Here is a 25,365-nt window from a genome sequence, read left to right as displayed (position 1 = left end):
CGATTCGGCCGCGCGAGCGAGCCGAGGCGCCGCTCGCGGGTCAGAGCGCCTGGGTCAGGTGGAGCCGAGCGTAGCGGCCGTCGCGCGCGAGGAGCTCATCGTGCGCGCCCTGCTCGACGATCCTGCCTTGCTCGAGGACGACGATGCGGTCGGCGCTGCGGACCGTCGACAGCCGGTGCGCGACGACGAGCGTCGTCCGCCCCGACATGAGGCGATCGAATGCCTCCTTGACGAGTCGCTCCGACTCGGGGTCGAGGGCGCTCGTGGCCTCGTCGAGCAGGAGGATGCGCGGGTCGCGCACGAGCGCGCGGGCGATCGCGATCCGCTGGCGCTGCCCGCCCGACAGGCGCGCGCCGCGCTCGCCGACGATCGTGTGCCATCCGTCGGGCAGCGCGTCGACGAAGTCGAGCGCGTTCGCGTCGCGCAGGGCCGCGCGGATGCGCTCGTCGTCGGCGTGCTCCAGCCCGTACGCGACGTTGTCCCGGATGGTGCCCTCGAACAGCACGGACTCCTGCGGCACGACCGACACGTGACGGCGGACGGTCCGCAGGTCGAGCTCGCGCGTGTCGGCCCCGTCGAGCAGGATGCGACCGCCCGTGGGACGCACGAAGCCGAGCACGAGGTTGAGCATGGTCGACTTGCCCGAGCCTGACGACCCCACGAAGGCGACGGTCTCGCCGGGGCGGATGGCGAGCGAGACCTCGTGGATCGCGTCGACGTCGGCGTCCGGATAGCGGTGCGTCACGTTCTCGAGCGCGATCGCGCCGACGACGGCGTCGACACGTCGCCGGCCCTCGTTGACCTCGATGTCGGGCTCCTCGAGCACCTCGGCGATCGAGCGCACCGACTCCATCCCGCGCGCGGCGACGGGGAGGAGGAGCAGGAGCTGCGTCATCCCCTGCGTGAGGAGCGCGAAGTACGACGACAGCATGACGACCTCGCCCGGCGTGATCGGCACGATGCCCGTCAGCGCGAACACCGCGGCGAGGACGAGGCACGAGGCGCCGAGCAGCTGCATCGCCACCCACGACATCGACGCGATGCGCCCGTTGAGCAGGTCGAGCACGAAGCCCGCGCGCCGCACCTCGTCGGCGCCTGCGGCCACGCGCGTGACGGCCGTCTGCTCGAGCCCGTGCGCGCGGGTGATCGGGATGAGCGAGGCCATCTCGCCGACGCGCGCCGAGAAGCCCTCGACCTCGCGCCGGAAGCGCTCGTTGCTCGCGCGCGAGCGGCGGGAGGTGCCCCAGCGGATGAGCACGGCGAGCGGAACGGCGAGGAGGTAGATCGGCAGGAACTGCGGCACGACGAACGCGGTCATCGTCACGGCGCCGAGGAGGACCATCGCGGCCGATAGCAGCGGGTGTATGACCTGCTGCAGCATGACCTCGATGTTCTCGACGTCGCGGACGACCTTGGTCTGCACGACCGACGCGCTCTGGCGCGTGTGGAAGCCGATCGACAGGTTCTGCAGCCGCTGCGCGAGCGCGTTGCGCAGCTCGGCCCCGGTGTCGCGCACGACCGTCATGAACATCCGCGTGTACACGATGTGGTTCGGGTAGTTCTGCAGCAGCAGGAGCGCCGCGACCGCGAACCAGCCGAGCACGTGGATGACCTCGCCGTCCGACGCGACGATGTCGACGATGGCGGCCGTGACGACCGGGAGCGCCCACAGGGGGATCTCCTTGAGCGCGAACGCGCCGACGGCCACGGCCATCCGCCCCTTCCGCCGCAGCAGCAGTCGGACGACCGAGCGGGCGGGGTGCGATCCGTCGATGCGGACGGGCCGGGGAAGCGATTTCTCGGTCACGTCAGCCATGCTACGGCCGTCGTGGGCCATCCGGCCTCGCCGCGTTTCGCGGCGACCCGCCTCCGGATCGACGCGAAACGGGGCAGGGCTCGTCGAGCCCTGCCCCGGAACGCGTCGAAGGAACGCCCGATCGCCGCATTTCGCGGCGATCGGGCGCCGGGTCACTTCACGGTCACCCGGATCTCCTTCGTCTCGGTCTCGCCCGCGGCGTTCGCGAGCACGGCGCGGTACACGTGCTCGCCCGCGGCTCGGCCGGTCAGGTGCGTCGACGCGGTCTGGGCCTCCGGCGTCGCCGCCGTGAGCTCCTGCTCGTCGACGAGCTGCCCGTCCTCGTACAGGCGGTACGACGTCGCGTTCGTGCCCCACCAGAGGTTGGCCGTGACGGTGTAGTCGCCGTCGCGGTCGTGGTTGTCGTGCGAGAGCACGGCCGTGCCGGGGTTCGCGTCGACGACCTTCACGGTGACCGGCTTGCACGGGGTCGTGCCGTGCTGGTTCACGAGCTCGCACGTGTACTCGTACGTGCCGTTCACGCGGCCCGTCACGTCGAACGAGAACTCCTGCGCGTCGGGAGTGCGGTCGGCGAGGTGCGCCTCCGTGAGGAGCTCGCCGTTCTCGAACAGGCGGATGGTGTGCGCGTTCTGGCCGTGCCACAGGTTCATCGTGACGGTGTAGTCGCCGTTCTTCAGGCCGTGGGCCCATCCGCTCGTCGTCGAGAGCACGCCCTTGGCGGGCGCCGCCGTCGCCGGCCCGGGCACGACCTCGGCCGCTGCGGCGTCGGTCGTGTAGGCCAGGCGGGGAGCGGCCGGCGTCTCCATGCCCTCGCCGAGGTAGTAGCTCGTGTGCGGCGGCTGGTTGTATCCGGTGAGCTGCCACGCGACGGCGAGGCGGTACTGCGCGTCCGACATCAGGGTGCGGAGGCGGTGCTCCGTGACGTCCGTCGTCGTGAAGATGCGCAGCGCCGTCGAGTCGGTCGTGCGGTACACGAGCTCCTCGCGCCAGTCGCCGAACAGGTCGGCCTGGAGAGCGGGGTTGCCCTTCGTGTCGTTGTTCGTCAGGACGCCCTCCGGCTCGAAGATCGGCACCTCGACGCCGTTCTCGTAGTCCCACTTCGACACGACGGGCGAGCCCAGGCGCGTCGTCGTGTCGAACGCGTGGTCGACGATCTCGCTGAGGAGGTCGCCGTCCCACTGGGCGACGAAGTTGGCGGCGGGGATGGCCGTGGAGATCTCCTCGCCCGACACGTTGCGCAGGGTGCCCACCCGGGAGTCCCACGCCACCGTGCCGCCGATGTTCCAGCCCTCGGCGCCGTCGTAGCGCGGATCGATGTCGGCCATCGCGCCGCGGCCGGTGTCCTTCGTCGCGGGGACCGACCACAGCACCTCGCCGGTCGCCGCGTCGCGGTAGGTCGCGCCCATGCTGCCGGACCGGCCCATGTCCTCGTGCACGGCGTAGACCTCGAGGCCCGGGCGAGCCGGGTCGAAGTCGCTCACGTGCTCGGCATCGCCGTGGCCGAGACCCGTGGAGTACAGGCCCGTTCCGTCGTCGTCGATCGTCGCCGATCCGAAGACGATCTCGTCCTTCCCGTCGGCGTCGACGTCGGCGGAGATCATGGCGTGGTTGCCCTGACCCGCGTAGTCGCCGTTGCCCTTCGTCGAGGAGTCGAACACCCAGCGCTGGCTGAGGCTCTCGCCGTCGAAGTCGAACGCGGCGATCACCGCGCGCGTGTAGTAGCCGCGCGAGAACACGACGCTCGGGTGCTCGCCGTCGAGGTACGCCACGGTCGCGAGGAAGCGATCGACGCGGTTGCCGTAGCTGTCGCCCCACGACGCGACGTCGCCGCGGCCGGGCACGTAGTCGATCGTGTCGATCGCGCGGCCCGTCGTGCCCTCGAACACCGTGAGGTACTCGGGTCCGGTGAGGATGTAGCCCGACGAGTTGCGCCAGTCCTTGCTGCCGTCGCCGATCACGGTGCCCTGGCCGTCCTCGGTGCCGTCGGCGGTCTTCACGACCACCTCCGCGCGGCCGTCGGAGTTCAGGTCGTAGACCATCGGCTGCGAGTAGTGCGCTCCCGCTCGGATGTTGATGCCGAGGTCGATGCGCCACAGCTGCGTGCCGTCGAGCTCGTACGCGTCGAGGTAGACGTTGCCCGTGTAGCCGGCCTTCGAGTTGTCCTGCGAGTTCGTCGGATCCCACTTGACGACGTACTCGAGCTGGCCGTCGCCGTCCAGGTCCGCGACCGACGTGTCGTTGGCGCGGTAGGAGTACGGCTGCCCGTCCTTCGAGTACGCGTCGGCCGGCTTGTTCAGGGGGATGTCGAGCGACTGCCCGTCCTTCCACGGCCGGAACTCCTCGGTCGCCCAGAACGACACTCCGTCCTCGACGATCGCGATGCGGTACGTCGAGTCGGCCGAGCCCGCCGCATCGAGGTAGTTCGTCGTGTCGACGATCGGCTCCTCGGTGATCCTCTCGCCGTCGCGGTAGACGTGGAACGCGGCATCCTGCGCGTCGTCGCCCAGCAGGCGCCATCCGACGTAGACGCCCTGCTCCTGCGCGACGGCCACAGGGGCGCGATCGAGCCGCTCGGCGGCCCGATCGAGCGTCGTGACCGCGGGCGTGGTGACGGGCTCGGAGGGCTCGGACGCCCCGCCCGCGTTCACGGCCTGCACGCGGTAGGTGTACGCGATCGTCGTGAGGACGTCCTCGTCGACGTACGCGGGCTCATCCGCCCGCGCGATGACCTGCCACTCGCCCTTCTTGTCCTGACGGCTGACGAGATAGAACAGCGCGCCGTCGGACGCGTCCCACGAGAGCGCCACGGAGTTCTTGAGCACGTCGCCGTAGGCGAGGCCCGTGGGCGCCGCGGGGACCGCGACATCCGGGTCGATGACCTCGACCTCGACGCCGACCGAGGGCACCGACTCGTCGCCCCGCGCGGTCACGGTGGTGACGGCGTAGGTCGCGGTCTGGCCGGGCTGCGCCGTCTCGTCGACGAAGGAGGTGCCCTCCGTCTCGCCGACGAGGACGATGCCGTCGTCGGTCGTCCGGTACAGCCGGTAGGCCGCAGCCTCGGGCGCGGCATCCCAGGACAGCGCGGCTGTCGCGGACGCCCCGTCGAATGCGAGGTCGTCGAGTCGGATGGCCGCGGGCGCGACGAGGATGGGCGTGAGCGTGAGGCCGTTGAGGTGGCCGGTCGCTCCCGAGATCACGGTGCTGAGCTGCCCGTCGCTCACCGTGATGCCGTCGATCGCCTTCGTCGTGCTGCCGCGGCTGACCGACAGGCCGCCCTCGTCGCTGCCCTCGATCTCGACGTTCGTGCGGACGGTGCCGAGCAGGTCGCCGACCGTGACGCTCGCCGAGTACTCGCCGTTGGGCACGTCGACGGCGAACTCGTAGCTGCCGTTGAAGTACGCGACGAAGTCGCGCGCGACGTCGTCGCCGGCCGATGCGCCGCGGTCGCGGTCGATCATCCCCGTCGGGTCGACGATGCCGTAGCCCCGCTCCGCCGAGTAGACCGTGGAGCGGTTGACCTCCGTGTAGCCCGCGCCGACGGGGGCGCCGGCCGGCTGGAAGTCGTAGCGGTACGCCGCGGCGCGGGTGGTCGCGGTCACGATGTCGCTCGACGGACCCTCGCCGAGTCCGTTGACGGCGCTCACGCGGAAGTCGTACGCGCCGCCCTCCGCGAGCGAGCCGATGCTCTTCTGCGGCACGGTGGATGTCGCCGCGAGGGTGAACGCGTCGGCTCCGGCCTCGCTGCGGTAGATCCGGTAGATGTCGGCGCCCGCGGTCTCGTCCCATTCGAGCGACACCGAGGTGCTCGAGGTTCCGGCCACGGCGAGACCCGTGACCGCAGCGGGGAGCTCGGAGGGCGAGGTGACCTCGACCGCCTCCGAGATGGGCAGGCCGAGCTCGGCCACGCCCTGCGCGACGAGGCGCGCCATCTGGATCGCGCCGTACTCCTGGAAGTGCGTGTTGTCCTGCACGCCGTTCGGGCGGTTCGGGTACACCCCGGGGTCGGCGTAGAGGAAGACCGACTTCGCGGCCTCGGCGCCGATCGCGTCGAGGTAGGCGCGGCTCGAGGCGGAGAGATCGACCAGCGGGACGTCGAGCTCTGCGGCGACGGCCTTCATGACCGCGACGTACTCGGGGAAGCTCTCGTTGAAGAGCCCCGTCTCGCTGTCGACGTCGAGCCGGTTCACCGGGGTCACGAGCACCGGGATGCCGCCGCGCTGGCGAGTGCCCTCGACGTAGATGCGGAGGTAGTCGTCGAACTGGTCCGGCGGCGTGTACCGCTCGGGCACGGACGCGGTCGCGTCGTTGTGGCCGAACTGCACGAAGACGTAGTCGTCGGGTCGCACGACGCGGAGGATCTCGTCCAGGCGGCCCTGCTGCACGAACGACCGCGACGAGCGGCCTCCGATCGAGCGGTTGTCCACGGCGACGGCGTCGGTGAGGAACTGGTCGATCATCTGACCCCAGCCGGCCTGCGGCTCCCAGTACGGGTCGTACGTCTGCACGGTGGAGTCGCCGGTGAGGTACGCGGTGGGGGTCGCCGCGGCCTCGCGCGGAGCCTGCGGCGTGATGACGATCGCGTTGATGTTGGCGGCCGCGCCCGTGAAGTCGAACGACAGCTGCCCGTCGACGAGGGCGATGTCGTAGTTCATCTCGAGGAAGGCGCCCGCGGCCTTCGAGGTCGTCTGGACCTTCTGGATCTGCTCGCTCGCGATCGCGATCTCGGTCGTGCCGCCGGTGTCGCCGGCGACGATCGAGACGGTGTAGTCGACGTTCGCGAGATCGACGACGAAGCTCGAGCCGCTCACCGTCGCGAAGTCGCCCTTCAGAGGGTCGCCGCCGCGGTCGGTCTCGGTCACCGTCGCGCCCGGGGCGAAGCCGAAGCCCGCCTCGGGGGAGTACGCCGAGCCCGCCGTGACCTGCGTGTAGCCGTCGGCCACGGCGCCGGGGCCGAAGTCGAATCGCACGGGCTGGCCGGCTGCCGCCGTGTCGGCCGGTGTCGTCGCGGCGTGCGCGGCGCTCGCGCCGCCGATGCATCCGAAGGCGACGGCAGCCGCCGTCGCGATCGCGAGGCCGCGCAGCGCGCGCGGCCCCCGGCCATCCGTCGGTTCGCCGGCGGGCTCGCCGGCGCGCAGGGTTCTGCCCTTCACATCAACTCCGATCGTGGGGGACGTCGTGCTTCATCGCACGGAAACGTTTCAGGAAAGCGCTTCCCGGGCACCATAGCGTCGGGGACGGCGACCGTCAAGACAGGACATGAAACGTTTTGACGCGCGGGGAGTCAGGCGCGCGTCGACGCCCGGACGACGAGCTCGGGCGCGAACACCTCGGCCGGCGCTGAGGCGGGCGCCGCGCCGCGCACGGCATCGACGAGCATCTCCGCGGCGCGGCGTCCCATCGCGCGCGCCGGCTGCCGCACCGACGTGATCGGCACGGCCGCGATCGAGGCGAAGGGGATGTCGTCGTATCCGACGATGGCGATCTCGCCGGGAACGCGGATGCCCGCGGAGACGAGGGCGTGGACGATCCCGCACGCGAGCTGGTCGTTGGCGGCGAACACCGCATCGGGGCGCTCGGCCGCGGGCAGCGCGGCGATGCGCTCGCCGATCTCGGCGCCCACTCGCGGAGTCGTGCGCCCGCTGAGCGTCACGTCGAGGGAGAGGCCCGCGTCCTGCGCCGCCGCGGCGGCTCCGCGCAGGCGGTCGCGCGTCTGGCGCACCTCCTCGCGCGCGCCCACGAACGCGATCCGCCGCCGGCCGAGCTCGATGAGGTGCTGCACGGCCATCCGCCCGCCCAGCACGTTGTCGAGCGAGACGGAGGGCGTGAGCCCCTTCTCGTCGACGCCGTCCACGAGCGCGACCGGGATCTGCTGCGCGCGCAGGCGCTCGAGCGCGGGCCCGACGTCTCCGAACGGCGAGATGAGCATGCCCTCCACGTGCGCCTGCTCGAACAGCTCGAGATAGCTGCTCTCGCGCTGGGCGCTGTCGTCGCTGTTGCCGAGCATGACCTGGTAGCCCGCGGCCGACGTCGCCTCCTCGGCCCCCTCGAGCATCTCGGCGAAGAAGGGGTTGCCGATGCTGATGACGGTCATGCCGATGAGTCCGCTGCGCCCCGCGCGGAGCTGCTGCGCCGCACGCAGCGGCACGTACCCGAGCTGGTCGACGGCGGCGTGCACGCGCGTGCGCACATGATCGCTCACGGCCTCCGGCCGGTTGAGGGCGTTCGAGACCGAGCTGATCGAGACGCCGGCGAGGACGGCGACGTCGCGGATGCCCACCCGCTTCATCCGACCCCCGTCCCGCCGTCGTCTGCGACGGCTCGGTAAACGCTTTACGAGATCAGTGTGGCACAGCGCCGCGGCGGGCGACGCCAGGCAGCGCGGGCGAATGCCGTGTCGTCAGCCGAGGCGACGCCCGAGCCACGCCAGCTGCGCCGCGCGCTGCGCGCCGCCCCCGCCCTCGTGGTTGTTGAACGGATAGACCTCGATCTCCTTGTCCTCCGCGCCCCACGCGTTGAAGGCGCCGAACACCGTCGAGGGCGGGCAGATCGCGTCCATGAGCGCGACCGAGAACAGCGCGGGAGCCGTCGCCCGCGACGCGAGCGTAACCCCGTCGAAGTACGACAGCGTGCGGTAGACGTCGTCGATCCGGTCGCGGTGCGCCGAGAGGTAGGTGCGGATCTCGCCGTACGGCATCGAGTCGACGAGCGTCGTCGCGCGCGGGAAGTCGCACAGGAACGGCACGTCGGGCATGGCGCCCGCCACGTCGCCGGCGAGCGCCGCCGCTGCGATCGAGAGGCCGCCGCCCTGGCTTCCGCCCGCGACGAAGACCGGGAGCCCGGGCGCGAGCGCGCGAGCGGCGTCCACGGCGAGTGCCGCGTCGGTGAACGCGCGGCGGTAGTAGTAGGTCTCGGGGCTCTCGATGCCGCGCGTCATGACGCCCGGCGCCTGCGAGCCGCTGCCGTGCGGGTCGGCCGTGGCGCCGCCCATGCTCCAGTGGCCCCAGCCCTGGCCGCGCGTGTCGACGATAAGCCGTGCGCATCCCGCGAGCGGGAACGAGCCCACCTCGTGAGCGGGGCCGCGGCCGCCCGAGTAGCCGACGAACTCGACGACGATCGCACGGGGCGCGCTCGCGGCGGGAACCTGCCACCAGCCGCGGATCGTGTCGCCGCCGAAGCCCGCGAACGCGACGTCGTGCACGTCGACGAGCGTGAGCCCGGTGTCGACCGGCTCGAGGCGCGGAGCCCAGGCCGCATCCCGCGACTCGGCGAGCGTGCGCTCCCAGAAGGCGTCGAAGTCGTCGGGCACGGGGAGCTCGGGCCGGTACGTGCGGAGCTGGTCGAGGGGGAGATCGAAGTGCGCCATCGTCGGCGTTCCTCCTGAGGTCGGGGCTGCGGTGGAAGGACCGAGGGCGAGCCTAGCGCGCCGCGTGCGCGCGACGGAAAGCGTCATCCGGCCCGGCATGCGACGACGCCCGCCCCCGGCGAGGGGCGGGCGTCGTCGAGCGGATGGTCAGAGCGCGTCGATCGCGGCGTTGAGCGTCGCGGAGGGGCGCATCACGGCGGCCGTCTTCTCGGCGTCCGGACGGTAGTAGCCGCCGATGTCGGCGGGCTTGCCCTGGACGGCGAGGAGCTCCTCGACGATCTTCTCCTCGTCGGCGGCCAGCTTCTCCGCGAGCGGCGCGAACGCCGCAGCGAGGTCGGCGTCCTGCGTCTGCCGCGCGAGCTCCTGCGCCCAGTACAGCGCGAGGTAGAAGTGCGAACCGCGGTTGTCGATCGTGCCGAGCTTGCGACCGGGGGAGCGGTCCTGCTCGAGGAACGTCCCCGTGGCGGCGTCGAGCGTGTCGGCGAGCACCTGCGCGCGCGCGTTGTCGGTGGTCTGGGCGAGGTGCTCGAACGACGCCGCGAGGGCGAAGAACTCGCCGAGCGAGTCCCAGCGCAGGTAGTTCTCCTCGACGAGCTGCTGCACGTGCTTGGGAGCGGAGCCGCCCGCGCCGGTCTCGAAGAGGCCGCCGCCCGCCATCAGCGGGACGATCGAGAGCATCTTCGCCGACGTGCCGACCTCGAGGATCGGGAACAGGTCGGTGTTGTAGTCGCGCAGCACGTTGCCCGTCACCGAGATGGTGTCGAGACCCTGGCGGATGCGCTCGAGCGAGAACGTCGTCGCCTCGGCGGGCGCGAGGACGCGGATGTCGAGGCCGTCCGTGTCGTGCTCGGGCAGGTAGCGCTCGATCTTCGCGATGAGGTTCGCGTCGTGCGCGCGGGTCTCGTCGAGCCAGAACACGGCGGGGGTGCTCGAGAGGCGCGCGCGCGTGACGGCGAGCTTCACCCAGTCGCGGATGGCGGCGTCCTTCGTCTGGCAGGCGCGCCAGATGTCGCCCTGCTCGACCTCGTGGGAGAGGACCGTCTCGCCTGCGCCGTTGACGACGCGCACGGTGCCGGCCTCGGCGATCTCGAAGGTCTTGTCGTGCGAGCCGTACTCCTCGGCCTTCTGCGCCATGAGGCCGACGTTGGGGACGGTGCCCATCGTCGTCGGGTCGAGGGCGCCGTTCGCCTTGCAGTCGTCGATCACGGCCTGGTACACGCCGGCGTAGGACGAGTCGGGGATGACGGCGAGCGTGTCCTTCTCGGCGCCGTCGGGGCCCCACATGTGCCCGCCGATGCGGATCATCGCGGGCATCGACGCGTCGACGATCACGTCGCTCGGCACGTGGAGGTTGGTGATGCCCTTGTCGCTGTTGACCATCGCGAGCTCGGGGCCGTCGGCGAGGGCGCGGTCGAACGCCGCACGGATCTCGGCGCCGTTCTCGAGCTTCTCGAGGCCGGCGAAGATTCCGCCGAGGCCGTCGTTGGCCGAGAGGCCGGCCGCCTCGAGGTCGGCGCCGTACTGCGCGAAGACGGGGGCGAAGTAGGCCTTGACGATGTGGCCGAAGATGATCGGGTCGGAGACCTTCATCATCGTCGCCTTGAGGTGCGCCGAGAACAGCACGCCCTCCTGCTTGGCCTGCGCGATCGCGTCGGCGAGGAACGCGTCGAGCGCCTTGGCGCTCATGAAGGTCGCGTCGACGACCTCGCCCTCGAGAACCGCCACCTTGTCCTTGAGGACCGTCACCGTGCCATCCGCCGCCACGTGCTCGATGCGCAGCGCGTCGTCGGCGGGCGAGACGAACGACTTCTCGTTCGAGCGGAAGTCGTCGTGACCCATCGTGGCCACCGAGGTCTTCGAGTCGGCCGACCACGCGCCCATGCGGTGCGGGTGCGCCTTCGCGTACGCCTTGACGGCGCCGGGCGCGCGGCGGTCGGAGTTGCCCTGACGCAGGACGGGGTTCACCGCGGAGCCCTTGACGCGGTCGTAGCGCGCGGCGACCTCCTTCTCGTCCTCGGTCTGCGGGTCCTCGGGGAGGTCGGGGATGTCGTAGCCCAGCGCCTGCAGCTCGGCGATCGCGGCCTTCAGCTGCGGCACCGATGCCGAGATGTTGGGGAGCTTGATGATGTTGGCGCTCGGCTCGTTGGCGAGCTCGCCCAGCTCGGCGAGTGCGTCGCCGATGCGCTGCGCCTCGGTGAGACGCTCGGGGAACTGCGCGATGATGCGGCCCGCGAGCGAGATGTCGCGCGTCTCGAACTCCACACCGGCCTTGGACGCGAAGCCCGAGATGATCGGCAGCAGCGAGTACGTCGCCAGCAGCGGCGCCTCGTCGGTGTGGGTGTAGATGATCTTTGACATGGGTGAGGCGACTCCAGACGGTGGGGTGTTGCCGGGGAACGACGGATGGCACGCGGATGGCGCGATTCTGTCTCGACATCAAGATACCTGGTGGGCTCTGCGCGGACGAAAGCGGGACGCGACTTGACCCTCACGCAGCGTCAGGCTCGAGGGTGGAGCGCATGACCGACTACTACGACGCCTTCGAGATCAGCCCCGTGCCGCCGCGCGACCCCGACGCGGTCGCGCCCGAGCCGTTCCGCGGCATCTACGCGATGCCCTCCTTCGTCACCATCCCCGCGCCCGACCTGCCCGCGTCCGTGGAGTTCTGGACGAGAGGGCTCGGCTTCATCGAGCTGTTCAGCGTTCCGGGCGGGATCGTGCATCTGCGGCGCTGGGCCTTCCAGGACGTCCTCCTCGTGCCCGCGGGCGATGCCCCCGCGCCGCCTCCCGCGATGAGCGTCAGCTTCGCCTGCGTCCTCCGGCAGATCGAGCCGGTCGCCGCCGCGTGCCGTGCCCTCAGGGCGGACGCGGTCGACGGCCCGCGCGACACGCCGTGGGGCACGCGCGACCTCGAGATCCGGACGCCCGAGAACGCCCGGGTCGTGTTCACCGCGCCCCTGCCCTGGGACCCGGAGAGCGACGCCGCGTGCCACCTCGCGGAGCTCGGCATCACGGCGCCCGATGCGGCCCGTGAGCAGAATGGGGAGCATGCGCGATGACGTCGACGGCCTGACGGTGGGGCAGGCGGCTGCGCAGCTCGGGGTCACGGTGCGGACGCTGCACCACTGGGACGCGATCGGGCTGGCGAGCCCGTCGGAACGGACGCCGGCGGGCTATCGGCTCTACACGGCGCCGGACCTCGATCGGCTGCGCCGCGTCGCGATCTACCGCGAGATCGGCGTCGCGCTCGAGGACATCCGCGCGATCCTCGACGGCGCGTCGCCCGAGGCGGCGGGCACGCTCCGGGCGGCGCACGCCCAGCTCGAGGAGCGGATCGCGCGGCTGAACCGGCTCGGATCGGGCCTCGAGCGGATGATCGCCGCGCACGAGCGCGGCGTCCCGCTCGCGGACGAGGTGCAGCGGGAGGTGTTCGGATCCGGCTGGGACCCCGAGCAGGCGCGCGGCGCGCGCGAGGCCTACGGCGGCACACGGCAGTGGCGGCAGTTCGCCGAGGCGGCCGCCGACCGCACCGCCGAGGAGTGGCGCGAGGTCGCCGACCGCGTCGCGGGCGTCGAGCGCTCGCTCGCGGACGCGATGGACCGCGGTGTCGCACCGGGCAGCGCCGAGGCCGATGACCTCGTCGAGCGCCACCGGGAGGCGTTCTCGGCCTACTTCCCGCTCAGCCGCCAGATGCAGGTGTGCCTTGCCCGCCGCTACGAGGCGGATCCGGGGTTCGCGGCGCACTACGACGGCATCCGCGTCGGCCTCGCGGCCTGGTTCCGGCGCGCGGTCGACGAGAGCGCACGCGCGCGCGGGATCGACCCCGAGACGGCGGTCTGGGAGTAGCGGGACGCGACTAGGGTCGTGGCGTGGCCGTCCTCGTCGCGTGCATCGCCGTCGTCCTGCTCAACATCTACGCGATCGTGCTCGTGAGGCTCCGATCGGCGGTGTACGGCGTGCCGCTCTACCGGCCGATGCTGCTGAACATCGGCCTCTCCTTCGTTCCGGTCCTCGTCTCGCTCGTCGCGGTCGCCGGGCTCCTCGGGCTCCCCGCGCTGCTGTCGCTCACGGCGCTGCGGCCACGGGCCGCGGCGGTCGCGGTGTGGGTGTACGTCGTCGTGGGCGCGATCGTGTGGGTGCTGCTCTTCCCGAACTCGATCTATCTCATCACCGAGCTGAACTTCAGCCACCGCCGCGACGGCGACCCGGTGCCCCTCTGGTACGACATCGTGCAGACCCTCACGCTCACGCTCTCCGGCATCGCGAACGCGGTGCTCAGCCTCGCGGTCGTGCAGACGGCCTTCCTCGTGCTCGTCGAGCCCAACGCGATCGGCGCGGTGCCCGCGTCGAGCTGGGCGCTCGCGGCGGTCATCATCGTGCTCGGGGCCGTGGGCGTCTACCTCGGGCGCTACCTCCGGTTCAACAGCTGGGACGTGCGCCATCCGGTCTCGCTGCTCCGCAAGCTGCGCGCGCACTTGCGCCAGCGCGGGAAGGCCCTCGAGGCGGGCGGGTTCGTGCTCACGCACGCGGTGCTCATCGCCCTCATCTACGTCCCGACGTACCTCCTCGGGTTCGGCGCCCTGGCCGCCTGAGCCCTCAGCCCTTCAGCGCCTTCGCGATGCGCGGGAGCGACACCGCCTCGGCCGTGCCGAGACGCTGCGCGAACAGGCTCACGCGGAACTCCTCGAGCAGCCAGCGTGCGCGCTCGAGGTGCGCGGGAGCATCCGGCGGCAGGGGGATGGCCCCGCCCGCCTCGTCGAAGACGGCCCGCGCGCGCTCGAACTCCGTCATCCAGGCGCGGTCGCGGCCGGGATTGTCGGGGAGCGCCTCGAGGCGGATCCGCGCGCCCTCGAGATACCGGGGCAGGTGCGCCAGGCGCTCGACGCCCGTCGCCGACACGAAGCCGCGGAAGATCAGGCCAGCGAGCTGACCGCGCACATCGTTCAGCGCGCCGAGGAGCGCCATCGACGTCGCGCCCTTCATCGCGCGCTCCACGTCCCGCGCGAGGGTGAGGATGTGCGCGACGAGCGAGACGCACGCGAAGACGTCGTCGACCGAGCCGCGCGAGACCTCGTCGCGCAGGCGCTCGAACGCCGCGCGGTCGCGCACCTCGCCATGACGCGCGAGGACGGCGTCGGCGACCGCCGCTCGGCAGTCCTCGATGAGGGCCTTGGCCGACGCGTACGGCGACGCGGCGAGGGCGAGCTTCTCGTTCGCCGTGAGGTGCTCCTGCACGTACGACGCGGGCGAGGGCACCTGCAGCAGCACGAGCCTGCGCAGACCGGCGCGGGTGAGACGGGCGGCCGACTCGGGTGTCGCCTCGACGCGCAGCGCGACCGTCTGCCCCTCGTCGACGAGTGCGGGGTAGCCGCGGACGACGCCGCCCGCGACGCGCGTGTCGACGACCGGCGGCAGCTCGCCGAAGGTCCAGTCCGACAGGCCGGCGCGCTCGATGCCCGCGGAGGGCGCGGAGATGCCCGACGCCGCCGCGACGGCGGCCTCGCCGCGACGGCGCTCGCCGCGGGCTCCGCCGCGCGCGATCTGCTTCGCGACGCTGTCGCGCGTGCGCTCGGCGAGCCGCCTCTGCAGCGACGCGAGGTCGCGATCGGACGCGATCGCGCGCCCGCGCGCATCCACCGCTCGGAACGACATCCGCAGGTGCGACGGCACGCGCTCGAGATCGAAGTCGGCGGGCGACACCGGCTGGCTCGCCGCGCGCTGTACGAGCCGCGCGAGGGCGTCGAGCAGCGGCTCGGCGGGAAGACCCGCGCTGTCCTCGGGGCCCCGTCCTGCCAGCTCCTCCGACAGCTTCGCGGCCCAGTCGGCCGCGGGCACGACGTGGCGGCGGATGGCCTTGGGCAGCGCCTTGAGGAGCGCCGTGACGAGCTCGTCGCGGAAGCCGGGCACCTGCCAGTCGAAGCCGTCGGGTCGCAGCGATGCGAGCAGCGGGAGCGGCACGACGACCGTGACGCCGTCGTCCTCGGCGCCCGGTTCGAAGCGGTACGCGAGGTTCAGGGTCTGATCGCCCTGCGTCCAGCGCGTCGGGAAGTCCCGCGCATCGGCGGTCGCCGCGCCGTCGACGAGGTCGGCCTCGCGCATCGTGAGGAGCTTCGGCGTGCGAGTGCGCGCGTCGGTCCACCACTTCTCGAACGACCGGACGTCGAACACCTCAGCGGGGATCCGCGCGTCGTAGAAGGCGTAGACGGCCTCGTCGCCGGCGAGGATGTCGCGGCGGCGCTCGCGGTCCTCGAGGCGCTCGAGGCGCCGACGGAGGTCGGCGTTCTGCCGCAGGAACGCGGTGACCTGCTGCGGCAGCGCGTGCGCGTCCCATTCGCCCTCGACGAGCGCGTGCTGCAGGAAGAGCTCCCGGGCGGCCGGGCGATCCACGCGCGCGAACGGGATGCGTCGGCGCGGGACGATCTCGACGCCGAACAGCGTGACCTTCTCGTACGCGATCGCGGCGCCCGAGTCCTTCGACCAGTGCGGCTCCGACACCTGGCGCTTCACGAGATCGCCCGCGAGATCCTCTGCCCACGCCGGATCGATCGCGGCCGCGGTCCGCGCGAAGAGCCGGGAGGTCTCGACGAGCTCGGCGGCCATGACGGCCTGCGGGCGCCGCTTGCGCAGCACGGAGCCGGGGAAGATCGAGAAGCGCACGCCGCGCGCGCCGCGGTACTCGGCGCCGCGCGAGCGCGGGTCCTTCTTCGCCTCGCGCTCGTCGAGCACGCCGATCTGCGACAGCAGGCCGGCGAGGATCGCGCGATGCACGGCGGCGGGATCCGTCGCACCCTCGCGCCGCGGCGCGGAATCGCGTTCGCCGCGACGGCCGAGCCCGCGCGTGAGCCCCTGCAGCTGGCGGTGCACGTCGAACCACTCGCGCACGCGCACGTAGTTGAGGAACTCCGTGCGGCACAGGCGCCGGAACGCGCTCGAGCCGAGCGCGCGCTGCTGCTCCTGGAGGTGGTCCCAGAGGTTGAGCAGCGTGAGGAAGTCGCTCGTCGGATCCGCGAACCGCGCGTGCGCCTGGTCGGCCTGCTCGCGCTGCTCCTCTGGGCGCTCGCGGACATCCTGGATGGACAGGCCCGCGACGATCGCGAGCACCTCGCGCTGCGTGCCGTTCCGCTGCGCCTCCACGAGCATCCGCGCGAAGCGGGGATCGATCGGGAGCCGGGCGAGGTCGCGGCCGATGCGCGTGAGCCGCGGCTGCCCGCCATCGCGCGCCGGGTGCACGGCCCCGAGCTCGACGAGCAGGTCGAGGGCCGCGCGCACGCCGCGGGAGTCGGGCGGAGTGAGGAACGGGAACTCGGAGATGTCGCCGAACCCGAGCGACAGCATCTGCAGGATCACCGAGGCGAGACTCGTCCGCAGGATCTCCGGCTCGGTGAACGCGGGGCGCCGCGCGAAGTCGTCGTGCGCGTAGAGGCGGATGGCGATGCCCGCGCTCGTGCGGCCGGCGCGACCCGAGCGCTGCTGGGCCGACGCCTGCGAGACCGCCTCGATCGGAAGGCGCTGGACCTTGGCCCGGTTGCTGTAGCGCGAGATGCGCGCGGTGCCGGTGTCGACGACGTACTTGATGCCGGGCACGGTGAGCGAGGTCTCGGCGACGTTGGTCGCGAGGACGATGCGGCGCCTGAGGCCCGCGACCGTCGAGCGCTCGAAGACCCGGTGCTGCTCGGCCGAGCTCAGGCGGCCGTAGAGGGGGAGCACCTCGACGGGCGCGGTCTCGCTGCGGAAAGCCCCGCGGACGGCGTCGGCCGCGTCGCGGATCTCGGCCTCGCCGGGCAGGAACACGAGCACGTCGCCCGGGGCCTCGCGCTCGAGCTCGCGCAGGGCCTGCACGATCGCCGACACGTCGTCCTCGACGTCGTACGGCCGCTCGTCGGGTCTCGGCTCGTCGCCGCCCTCGGTCGACGACCGGGGTGTCGGCGCTTCGCCGTCCTCTGTCGTGTCCGCGAGCAGCGGCCGGTACCGGATCTCGACGGGGAACGTGCGCCCCGAGACCTCGATCACGGGGGCGGGTGTGCCGTCCGGCTCCGCGAAGTGCTTCGCGAACGACTCGGGGTCGATCGTCGCCGACGTGATGACGACCTTGAGATCGGGCCGCTCCGGCAGGATGCGCTTGAGATAGCCGAGGAGGAAGTCGACGTTCAGCGACCGCTCGTGCGCCTCGTCGACGATGACCGTGTCGTAGCGGCGCAGCAGCCGGTCGCGGTGGATCTCGTTGAGGAGGATGCCGTCGGTCATGAGAGCGATGCGCGTCGCGTCCGACACCTGGTCGGTGAAGCGCACCTTGTATCCGACCAGTCCGCCGAGCTCGACCTGCATCTCCTCGGCGACCCGCTCGGCGATGGTCCGCGCGGCGAGGCGGCGCGGCTGCGTGTGCGCAATCGACGTCCGCCCGAGCTCGAGGGCGATCTTCGGCAGCTGGGTGGTCTTGCCCGACCCCGTGGCGCCAGCGACGATGACGACCTGGTGGTCGCGGATGGCCGCGGCGATCTCGTCGCGCGCCGCGCTGACGGGCAGCTCGGGCGGGTAGGGGATGACGGGGGAGGACATAGCCTTCCAGCTTAGAGGTGCGCTGGGAGCGCGTGCACGCGCCGACCCTAGGATCGACCGCATGTCACGGGCGTTCACCTCGGTCGAGCAGCGGATCGATGCCTGGGCGCACCGTCGGCTGGAGCGGCTCGAGCCCGGGGGAGCCCTGCGCCGCGGCCTCGTCGAGTTCACGGTGTTCGTGCTCAAGCAGGCGTGGGCGTGCATCTTCGGGGCGGCGATGCTCACGGCGCTCGTCGCGGCGCGCCTGTGGTACCCCGACGACGCCGCGCTCGCGCGCACCGACGCGCTCGTCATCGCGGCCGTGGCGATCCAGGCGATCATGCTGCTCGCCCGGCTCGAGAGCGGCCGCGAGGTGTGGGTCATCCTGCTGTTCCACGTCGTCGGCACCGCCATGGAGATCTTCAAGACCGACGTCGGGTCGTGGTCGTACGAGGACGGCGGCGTGCTCCGCATCGCGGGTGTGCCGCTCTACACGGGATTCATGTACGCGGCCGTCGGCTCGTACCTCGTGCGCGTCTTCCGCCTCTTCGAGCTGCGCTTCGAGCGCTACCCGCCGATCTGGGCGACCGCGGTGGTCGCGATCGGGATCTACGCGAACTTCTTCGCGCACCACTTCCTGCCCGACGCGCGCTGGGTGCTGCTGGCCCTCGTCGTCGCGCTCTATGCGCGCTGCACGATGCACTTCCGCAACCACCGCACGCGGCCCTGGCGGCGGATGCCCGTGCTCGCGGCGTTCGTCGGCGTCGCCTTCTTCATCTGGATCGCCGAGAACGTCGGAACGGCGGCGGGCGCGTGGATCTACCCGGATCAGGCCGACGGATGGCAGCCGGTCTCGATCTCGAAGCTCGTCGCGTGGCTGCTGCTCATGATGATCTCGGTCGTCCTCGTGACCTTCGTGTACCGCCCGCAGCCGCCGGTCAGATCAGACGACGCAGCGCGTCCTCGGGGCTGATGCCCCACGAGGCGGCCCGCGCGCGCAGACGCGCGAGCTCGTCCGGTGCGAGGAGAAGGCGCAGCTCGACCATCTCCTCCTCGGGGGCCGCGAAGAGGGCGAGCTCGTCGTCGGCACCCCACAGCGCCTCGTCCACCGCGGTCGGCGCCGGAGCCGCGGAGGCAGACGGCCCGGACGCGGCAGGCGGCTCGGGAGCGACGACGGCACCGCCCGACACGCCCTCGACCGGGTCGGCGGCGAAGCCCGGGCCCCGGTTCGGCTCCGCGCGGCGCTGGAACGCCTGGGCGGCCGCGTTCGCGCGCTCGTCGGCCGCCTCGTTGAGCGGATGGCCGGCGTGGCCCTTCACCCACGAGAACACGACGTCGCGGCCCTGCATGGCCTCGTCGATCCCCTGCAGCAGCTCGCGGTTCAGGACGGGCCTGCCGTCGGCCTTGCGCCATCCCTTCCGCTTCCACCCGGGCATCCACTTCGTCACGGAGTCGATCACGTACCGGCTGTCGCATTCGATGAGCAGGGCGACGCCGGCGTCGGCCGTGGCGCGCAGGAGCTCGAGGACGGCCTGCAGCTCGCCCTGGTTGTTCGTGCCGTGGGGCGAGCCGCCCGCCGCCCAGCGCTCGTCGTCGATGTACCAGGCCCACCCCATCGGACCGGGGTTCCCGAGGGCGGAGCCGTCTGCGGCGGCGGTGATTCTCATCCCGCCAGCGTAGTTTCCTGCGCTGACATCTCCCGCGCGACGGTTCGTCACACGCCCGACGCGGGGCGGGGGTAGCGTCGGGCGCGTGAAGCTCGCAGACGTCGATCCGTTCATCGGGACCCAGCCGGCCGATCTCCCCGAGCCCCGAGGCATCGCGGCGTCGTGGTGGTGGCCCAAGCCGCAGATCGGCAACACGCATCCGGGCGCCACCTTCCCGCTCGGGATGGTCTCGGCGTGCGCGTACTCGGGCGCGTACCCCACGGGCTACGGCGAGTACGACCTCGCGACCGAGGGCGTGCCCCCGCGCCTGCGGGACCGGCCCGTGGCGAGCGGCATCACGCACTTCCAGCAGAGCGGCACCGGCGCCATCCGCAAGTACTACAACTACGTCCGCGTGACGCCCATGCTCGGCTCGCTCGACGCGCTCGGCGAGCAGTGGGACGTGTCCGACGAGGTCGCCGCGCCCGGCTTCTACGCCTGCACGCTCTCGAGCGGCATCCGCTGCGAGGTGACGGTCGGGCCGCGCAGCGCCGTGCACCGCTACACGTTCCCGAAGCACCGCGACGCGCGGCTCGTCGTCGACCTGTCCCTCGGCGGCCTCGACATCCCGTACGGCGCGACCGTGCCGCTGCGCGCGCACCTCGAGTCCACGGCCCCCGGGCACGCCGAGGGCGAGATCGTCGTCGAGGGCGCGCCCCTCGCGATGCGCATGGAGGCCGACGCACCGGGATGGCGCCAGCTGCTCTGGTACGACCGCCGGCTCATGCCGGGCGGCAAGCGGCTCGACTTCGACGCCATCCGCCCGACCACGCTCCGCCCCTTCGGGCTCATGTGGGCGGGACCGGCCGCGGCGGGGCAGACGATCGAGCTGAGGATCGGGTTCTCGCTGCGCGGCGTGGAGCGCGCGGCGCGGAACCTGCGCGCCGACTGCCCGGAGGGCAGCGGCTTCGCCCACCGTCGCACCGCGACGCAGCTCGCATGGACCGAGCACCTCGGGGCCATCCGCCTCTCCGATCCGCCCGAGCACCCGCGCGAGCCCGACCGCGAGGCGCGGAAGGCCGAGACGCGCGAGCGGCGCACGGTCTTCGGCACCGCGCTGTACCACTCGCTGATCAAGCCGTCGCTCGCGATGGGCGAGAGCCCGTTCTGGCCGTCGGAGGGCCCGTTCGTCTACGACCTCTGCACGATGTGGGACATCTACCGCACGCAGCTGCCGCTGCTCACCCTCCTGCGCCCCGATCGGGCGGTCGAGCTCGGGAACGCGCTCGTGACGATCTGCGAGGAGGAGGGCAACTTCCCGATCGGGTACCGGATGGCCAAGGGCTCGGACCGCTTCGCGCGCCAGGCGAGCGCGCTCGCGCACACGTTCCTCTCCGACCTCTGCCTCGCGGGCTTCGAGGGCATCGACTGGGACTGGGCGCTCGTGCACATGCTCTCCGACCTGCGCCGCACGTACGGCGAGGACTTCCTCACCCACGGTCGCGCCGAGCCGATCACGCACACGCTCGACATCGCCTTCGGCTACTGGTGCACGGCCCAGGTGGCCGCCGCCGTCGGCGACCGTCGCGTGCGCGAGGAGTGCCTCGCGCTCGCTGGGCGCTGGCGCAACGCGTTCGATCTCGACACGGGGCTGCTGCGCGACTCGACGTTCTACGAGGGCACGAAGTACAACTACTCGTTCCGGATCGGGCACGACATGGCGGGGCGCATCGCGCTCGCCGGCGGAGACGAGGCCTTCGTGGGCATGCTCGACCGCTTCTTCGGGTTCGGCGCTGCTCCCGTCCGCCAGCCCGGCGTGGGCCCCGGCGACGTCGAGATGGAGGGCGGGTACGCGCTCGGCCGTTTCGAGGGGCTCAACAACGAGCCCGACATGGATGCGCCGTGGGCCTACACCTACGCCGGCCGCCCCGACCGCACCGCCGAGATCGTGCACGCGGCGCTGCACCAGATGTTCGGCACGGGCCCCGGCGGCCTCCCGGGGAACGACGACTCGGGCGGGCTCTCGTCGTGGGTCGTGTGGGCGTCGCTCGGGATGTTCCCGGTGGCCGGTCAGGACCTCGTGCTCCTCAACGCCCCGGCCTGGCCCGAGGCGCGCATCGACCTCGGCGGCGAGAGCGAGCTCGTCGTGCAGACGACGGGATTCCGGCGGGTGGGCCGGGACGCGGCTCCCCAGTACGTGCAGGGGATGCGCCTCGACGGCCGTCCGCATCACGCGCCGTGGCTCTCCGGCGCCCAGCTGCGCGCGGGCGGAGTGCTCGAGGTCGACCTGGGCGACGAGCCGGGCGACTGGGGCCGGGAGAGCCGGCCGCCGTCGCATCCGCACGAGGCCTCGCCGAGCTCGCGGTCGCTGCGCTGAGCCGGGCGGCGGGGTCGATCGACCGCGCGACACAGACCGCGCACGCAGCCGACACATGCGTGTCGTATCATCGCCCGAACTCGCGCGCAGATCGCCCGCGATCCACGACCATCCGCCCCCTCGGACAGGAGCCAGCATGACCCGTCGACTCGTCATCGTCGTCCGCGCCGATCCGGTGATCTGCGGCCATTCGGGGGAGGCCCGGAATCTCGCCGAGGCCGCCATCGCCCGCGGCTTCGACGAGGTGCGCATCGTGACCTGGCCCATCGAGCGCCTCGAGTCGGCCGGGCTCCCGCTCAAGCCGCTCGAGTCGGTGCTCCCGTACAGCCCCGGGATCCTCGTCGAGCGCCCCGAGCCGGTCGGCGACTACAAGGTCGTCGACGGGCGGTACATCGGAGGTCTCGTCGGGCGCCTCGTCGAGCTGTTCACCGACGGCGTGCCGACCGTCGCGATGTCGCTCTACCTGAGCCCGCACACGACGGCCGTGAGCGACGCCGTCGCGGTCGCACGCCGCACGGGGCTTCCCGTCGACGTCGTGACGGTGGCCGAGGCCGTCGGATCCGACGTGACGAACGTCGTGCGCCAGTGCGTGAACGAGGGCCGCTTCGGCGCGGCGGCGCACGTGCTCGAGTCGTATCTCGCGAGCGACGTGTGCGTCGCGGTGTCGCAGTACACGAAGGACCTCATCGTCGAGGAGGCGCGCGTGCTCGACGCGCGCCACGGCACGCGGTACGCCGCGCGCTGCGAGGAGCGGATCGCGATCTCGTACCCCGCGATCGACGCCTCGCTGTTCCTCGATCTCGACGGCGCCGAGGTCGACCGGCGTCTCGCCCAGCGGGGCCTCGAGCGCGACGGCTACGTCTTCTACCTCTCGCGGCTGGCTCGCGCGAAGGGCGTCGACGACCTCATCGAGGGCTTCGCGCGATCGAGCGCCCCCGCGACGCGCCGGCTCGTCATCGCCGGTCGCGGGCCAGAGGAGCAGGAGCTGCGCGCGCTCGCCGCGGCGTCTCCGGTCGCCGACCGCATCACGTTCCTCACCGACGTCGACGACGCCGAGAAGCCGTATCTCTTCGCCGGCGCGGCCGCGTACGTGCTCCCGACGAAGCCGCGGCCGGAGTTCATCGAGACCTTCGGCATCGCGCTCGCCGAGAAGGCGCTCTCGGGCGGTGGCCCGGCCATCACCACGCTCACGGGCGGCGTCGGCGAGGCCGTCGGCGACACCGCGATCATCATCGGCGTCGACGCGCCCGATGAGATCGCGGCCGCGATCGACCGCGCGATCGGGATGGACGTGGTCGAGCGCGCGGAGTGGGAGGAGCGGGCCAGGGCGCACGCGCTCCAGTTCGACCGCGGCAGCGTGTTCGACGAGCTGTTCGCGCGCGTCGACGCGCTCCAGGCGGCGGCGGTGTGAATCCGCATCTTCCGGCGCCGACCGCCCTCGCGCTCAATAAGGTGGAGACATGAACATTCCCGCAGTGACTCTGAACTCCGGCCACGACATCCCCCAGCTCGGCTTCGGCGTCTTTCTCGTGCCGCCGGCGGAGGCGGAGCAGGCCGTCAGCGAGGCCCTCGAGCTCGGCTACCGCCACATCGACACGGCGGCGATCTACCGGAACGAGGAGGGGGTGGGCGCCGCCATCGCGAAGAGCGGCATCCCGCGCGAGGAGCTGTTCATCACGACGAAGCTCTGGAACGACCGCCAGTCGGGCGAGCAGCCGCACGATGCCATCCGCGAGAGCCTCGAGAAGCTCGGCCTCGATTACGTCGACCTCTACCTCACGCACTGGCCGACGCCCGAGAAGGACACCTACTCGAACGCGTGGGCGAAGCTCATCGAGATCCGCGACGCGGGCCTGGCGCGCTCGATCGGCGTCTCGAACCATCTGCCTGAGCACCTCGACCGGATCGTGAAGGACACCGGCGTCGTGCCGGCCGTCGACCAGATCGAGCTGCACCCCGCCTACCAGCAGCGAGATGTGCTCGCGTGGGCCGAGCAGAACGGCACGAAGATCGAGTCGTGGGGTCCGCTCGGTCAGGGCAAGTACCCGCTGTTCGAGAACCCGGCGGTCGCCGAGGCGGCTGCCGCGCACGGCGTGACGCCCGCTCAGGCGGTCATCCGCTGGCACCTGCAGAAGGGCTTCATCGTGTTCCCCAAGTCGACGCGCAAGGAGCGGATGGCCGAGAACCTCGACGTCTTCGGCTTCGAGCTCACCGCCGACGAGGTCGCCCGCATCGACGGCATCGACCCCCTCGACGGGTCGGGGCGCGTGGGCGCCCACCCGCTCGAGTTCAACTGAGCCGACCGCGCGGCCGCCGTCTCCCCGGAGCCGGCGGCCGCGTGCTGTCTGCGCACCGCCGCACCTCCTCCCCGGGCGTCCGCCGGGTTGCGGCTAGCCTGAACTGCGCCCGGGTGGTCCGGCGCGCATGCGGGAGGAGCGGTCTGTGTCGAAGGCGCCCACCGTCTACGACGTCGCGGAGAGCGCCGGTGTCTCGATCGCGACCGTGTCCCGCGTCCTGCGCACCCCCGAGGCGGTGCGCCCGGAGACGCGCGACCGCGTCCTCGATGCCGTCTCGCGTCTCGGGTACGTGCCCAGCGGAAGCGCGCGCGGGCTCGCCGAGCGGCGCACGGGCGTGCTCGGCATGTACTTCCCCGGCTTCGACGCGATCGACGACGTCTCGGCCCTCGACGTGCTCGCGAACGAGGTCAGGGAGCCGTTCACGGTCGTCCGCGGCGCCGGTCCGCGCGACGACGCCCGCGCATCGATGCTGTTCCAGGACGAGGTGCTGCGCGGCGCCGAGCTCGAGGCCTGGCGGCGCGGCTTCGTGCTCATGGTGGGCGTGGGGCGGGGCGACCCGTCAGCTTCGACCGTGCGCGACATGGCCGGTCGCGTCGACGGGCTCGTCGTCCTCGCCAGCAGCATCCCCGACGACGCGCTGGCGTGGCTCTCGCGGCGCGTGCCCATCGTCGTGCTCGCTGGGCCCCGCCGCGGCGACCGCCACGACCACGTCACCGTGAGCAACACCGAGGCCATGGTCGAGCTGACGCGCCACGTCCTCGCGCAGACCGACGGGCGCCCGCCCGCGTACCTCGCGGGCCCGGCGGACTCGCCCGACGGCGCGCAGCGCTGGGAGGGCTTCCGCCGCGCGATCGAGGCGGCAGGACTCCGCATCGACGAGATCGACGTGCGCCGGGGGGACTTCACGCGGGCATCGGGGCGCCGCGTGGGGGAGGAGCTCGTCGCGCACGGCCTTCCCGCCGCCCTCATGTCGTCGAACGACCAGATGGCGCTCGGGGCCCTGGACGCGTTCGCGAGCGCCGGCATCCGCGTCCCGCAGGACGTGATCGTCACGGGCTTCGACGGCATCGATGCCTCCGCTCTCGTCTCGCCCCCGCTCACGACCGTGCGGCAGCCCATGATCGAGCTCGGGCGCGCCGCCATCCAGGTGCTCGCGCACCGTCTCGAGACGCCGGACGCCGAGCCGGTGTCGGTCCGGCTGCCGGTCGAGATCCTCCTGCGCGAGAGCTCGCTGCGCGCGAGCTGACGCGCGCCCCGCCTCCGTCGTGCGGATCGGAGCACCCCGCAGACCGTTGCGCGCGGCAATGTATGCGCTTACACTCGTGGTGCGG

The 25,365-nt window shown here is 72.2% G+C and carries 15 protein-coding genes; 8 read left to right on the top strand and 7 right to left on the bottom strand.

Translation table 11 applies throughout. From position 1 onward, the window contains the following. Nucleotides 1-40 precede the first annotated feature (40 nt). The 5 genes from PKE79_RS05825 to PKE79_RS05800 form a co-directional block, all read right to left on the bottom strand. On the bottom strand, nucleotides 41-1,807 hold the full coding sequence (locus tag PKE79_RS05825; RefSeq protein WP_271172728.1) for an ABC transporter ATP-binding protein: 1,767 nt from the start codon (nucleotides 1,805-1,807) through the stop codon (nucleotides 41-43). Nucleotides 1,808-1,968: 161 nt separating this feature from the next. Beyond that, nucleotides 1,969-6,966 (bottom strand): rhamnogalacturonan lyase family protein, encoded by a 4,998-nt coding sequence (locus tag PKE79_RS16665; protein ID WP_309299966.1) that lies wholly within the window; start codon nucleotides 6,964-6,966, stop codon nucleotides 1,969-1,971. Nucleotides 6,967-7,097: 131 nt separating this feature from the next. Continuing rightward, nucleotides 7,098-8,102: a LacI family DNA-binding transcriptional regulator gene (locus PKE79_RS05810; RefSeq protein ID WP_271172727.1), complete on the bottom strand. Its 1,005-nt coding sequence runs from the start codon at nucleotides 8,100-8,102 to the stop codon at nucleotides 7,098-7,100. Between the two features lie 111 nt (nucleotides 8,103-8,213). Further along, complete coding sequence (locus tag PKE79_RS05805; protein ID WP_271172726.1) at nucleotides 8,214-9,179, bottom strand: acetylxylan esterase; 966 nt, start codon at nucleotides 9,177-9,179, stop codon at nucleotides 8,214-8,216. Between the two features lie 147 nt (nucleotides 9,180-9,326). Next, nucleotides 9,327-11,537, bottom strand: coding sequence for an NADP-dependent isocitrate dehydrogenase (locus tag PKE79_RS05800; RefSeq protein ID WP_271172725.1), 2,211 nt, complete (start codon nucleotides 11,535-11,537; stop codon nucleotides 9,327-9,329). Nucleotides 11,538-11,698: 161 nt separating this feature from the next. Between PKE79_RS05800 and PKE79_RS05795 the strand changes: the two genes are divergently transcribed. The 3 genes from PKE79_RS05795 to PKE79_RS05785 are packed head-to-tail and all read left to right on the top strand — an operon-like array spanning nucleotide 11,699 to nucleotide 13,771. Continuing rightward, nucleotides 11,699-12,238 (top strand): VOC family protein, encoded by a 540-nt coding sequence (locus PKE79_RS05795; RefSeq protein WP_271172724.1) that lies wholly within the window; start codon nucleotides 11,699-11,701, stop codon nucleotides 12,236-12,238. After that, a complete protein-coding gene (locus PKE79_RS05790) occupies nucleotides 12,228-13,025 on the top strand; it encodes a MerR family transcriptional regulator (protein WP_271172723.1) in 798 nt (265 codons plus the stop codon). The genes PKE79_RS05795 and PKE79_RS05790 overlap by 11 nt, the downstream gene beginning before the upstream one ends. 23 nt (nucleotides 13,026-13,048) lie before the next feature. Beyond that, the gene (locus tag PKE79_RS05785) at nucleotides 13,049-13,771 is read left to right on the top strand and encodes a DUF1361 domain-containing protein (protein ID WP_271172722.1); all 723 of its coding nucleotides are present in this window, start codon (nucleotides 13,049-13,051) and stop codon (nucleotides 13,769-13,771) included. Nucleotides 13,772-13,775: 4 nt separating this feature from the next. Here PKE79_RS05785 and hrpA read toward each other — a convergent pair whose 3' ends face one another. Continuing rightward, entirely contained in the window at nucleotides 13,776-17,735 is a 3,960-nt protein-coding gene (gene hrpA / locus PKE79_RS05780; RefSeq protein ID WP_271172721.1) for an ATP-dependent RNA helicase HrpA, read from the bottom strand. Between the two features lie 61 nt (nucleotides 17,736-17,796). Between hrpA and PKE79_RS05775 the strand changes: the two genes are divergently transcribed. Continuing rightward, on the top strand, nucleotides 17,797-18,687 hold the full coding sequence (locus PKE79_RS05775; protein ID WP_271172720.1) for a DUF817 domain-containing protein: 891 nt from the start codon (nucleotides 17,797-17,799) through the stop codon (nucleotides 18,685-18,687). Here PKE79_RS05775 and PKE79_RS05770 read toward each other — a convergent pair. Continuing rightward, complete coding sequence (locus PKE79_RS05770) at nucleotides 18,653-19,381, bottom strand: ribonuclease H family protein (protein WP_271172719.1); 729 nt, start codon at nucleotides 19,379-19,381, stop codon at nucleotides 18,653-18,655. The genes PKE79_RS05775 and PKE79_RS05770 overlap by 35 nt on opposite strands. An 85-nt stretch (nucleotides 19,382-19,466) precedes the next feature. On the opposite strand from PKE79_RS05770, the gene PKE79_RS05765 reads away from it, so the two are divergent. The 4 genes from PKE79_RS05765 (at nucleotide 19,467) to PKE79_RS05750 (ending at nucleotide 25,280) form a co-directional block, all read left to right on the top strand. After that, on the top strand, nucleotides 19,467-21,737 hold the full coding sequence (locus PKE79_RS05765; protein WP_271172718.1) for a glycoside hydrolase domain-containing protein: 2,271 nt from the start codon (nucleotides 19,467-19,469) through the stop codon (nucleotides 21,735-21,737). Between the two features lie 136 nt (nucleotides 21,738-21,873). Next, a complete protein-coding gene (locus PKE79_RS05760) occupies nucleotides 21,874-23,148 on the top strand; it encodes a glycosyltransferase (protein ID WP_271172717.1) in 1,275 nt (424 codons plus the stop codon). A 49-nt stretch (nucleotides 23,149-23,197) separates the two neighbouring features. Beyond that, nucleotides 23,198-24,034 (top strand): aldo/keto reductase, encoded by an 837-nt coding sequence (locus PKE79_RS05755; RefSeq protein ID WP_271172716.1) that lies wholly within the window; start codon nucleotides 23,198-23,200, stop codon nucleotides 24,032-24,034. A gap of 145 nt (nucleotides 24,035-24,179) precedes the next feature. Next, a complete protein-coding gene (locus tag PKE79_RS05750) occupies nucleotides 24,180-25,280 on the top strand; it encodes a LacI family DNA-binding transcriptional regulator (RefSeq protein WP_271172715.1) in 1,101 nt (366 codons plus the stop codon). Nucleotides 25,281-25,365: the final 85 nt, after the last annotated feature.

This window comes from Microbacterium barkeri (assembly GCF_027921765.1).
In the GTDB taxonomy this organism is placed as follows: domain Bacteria; phylum Actinomycetota; class Actinomycetes; order Actinomycetales; family Microbacteriaceae; genus Microbacterium; species Microbacterium barkeri.
The sequence above is the reverse complement of the archived record's forward strand: the minus strand, read 5'-3'. Positions and strand labels throughout refer to the sequence as shown.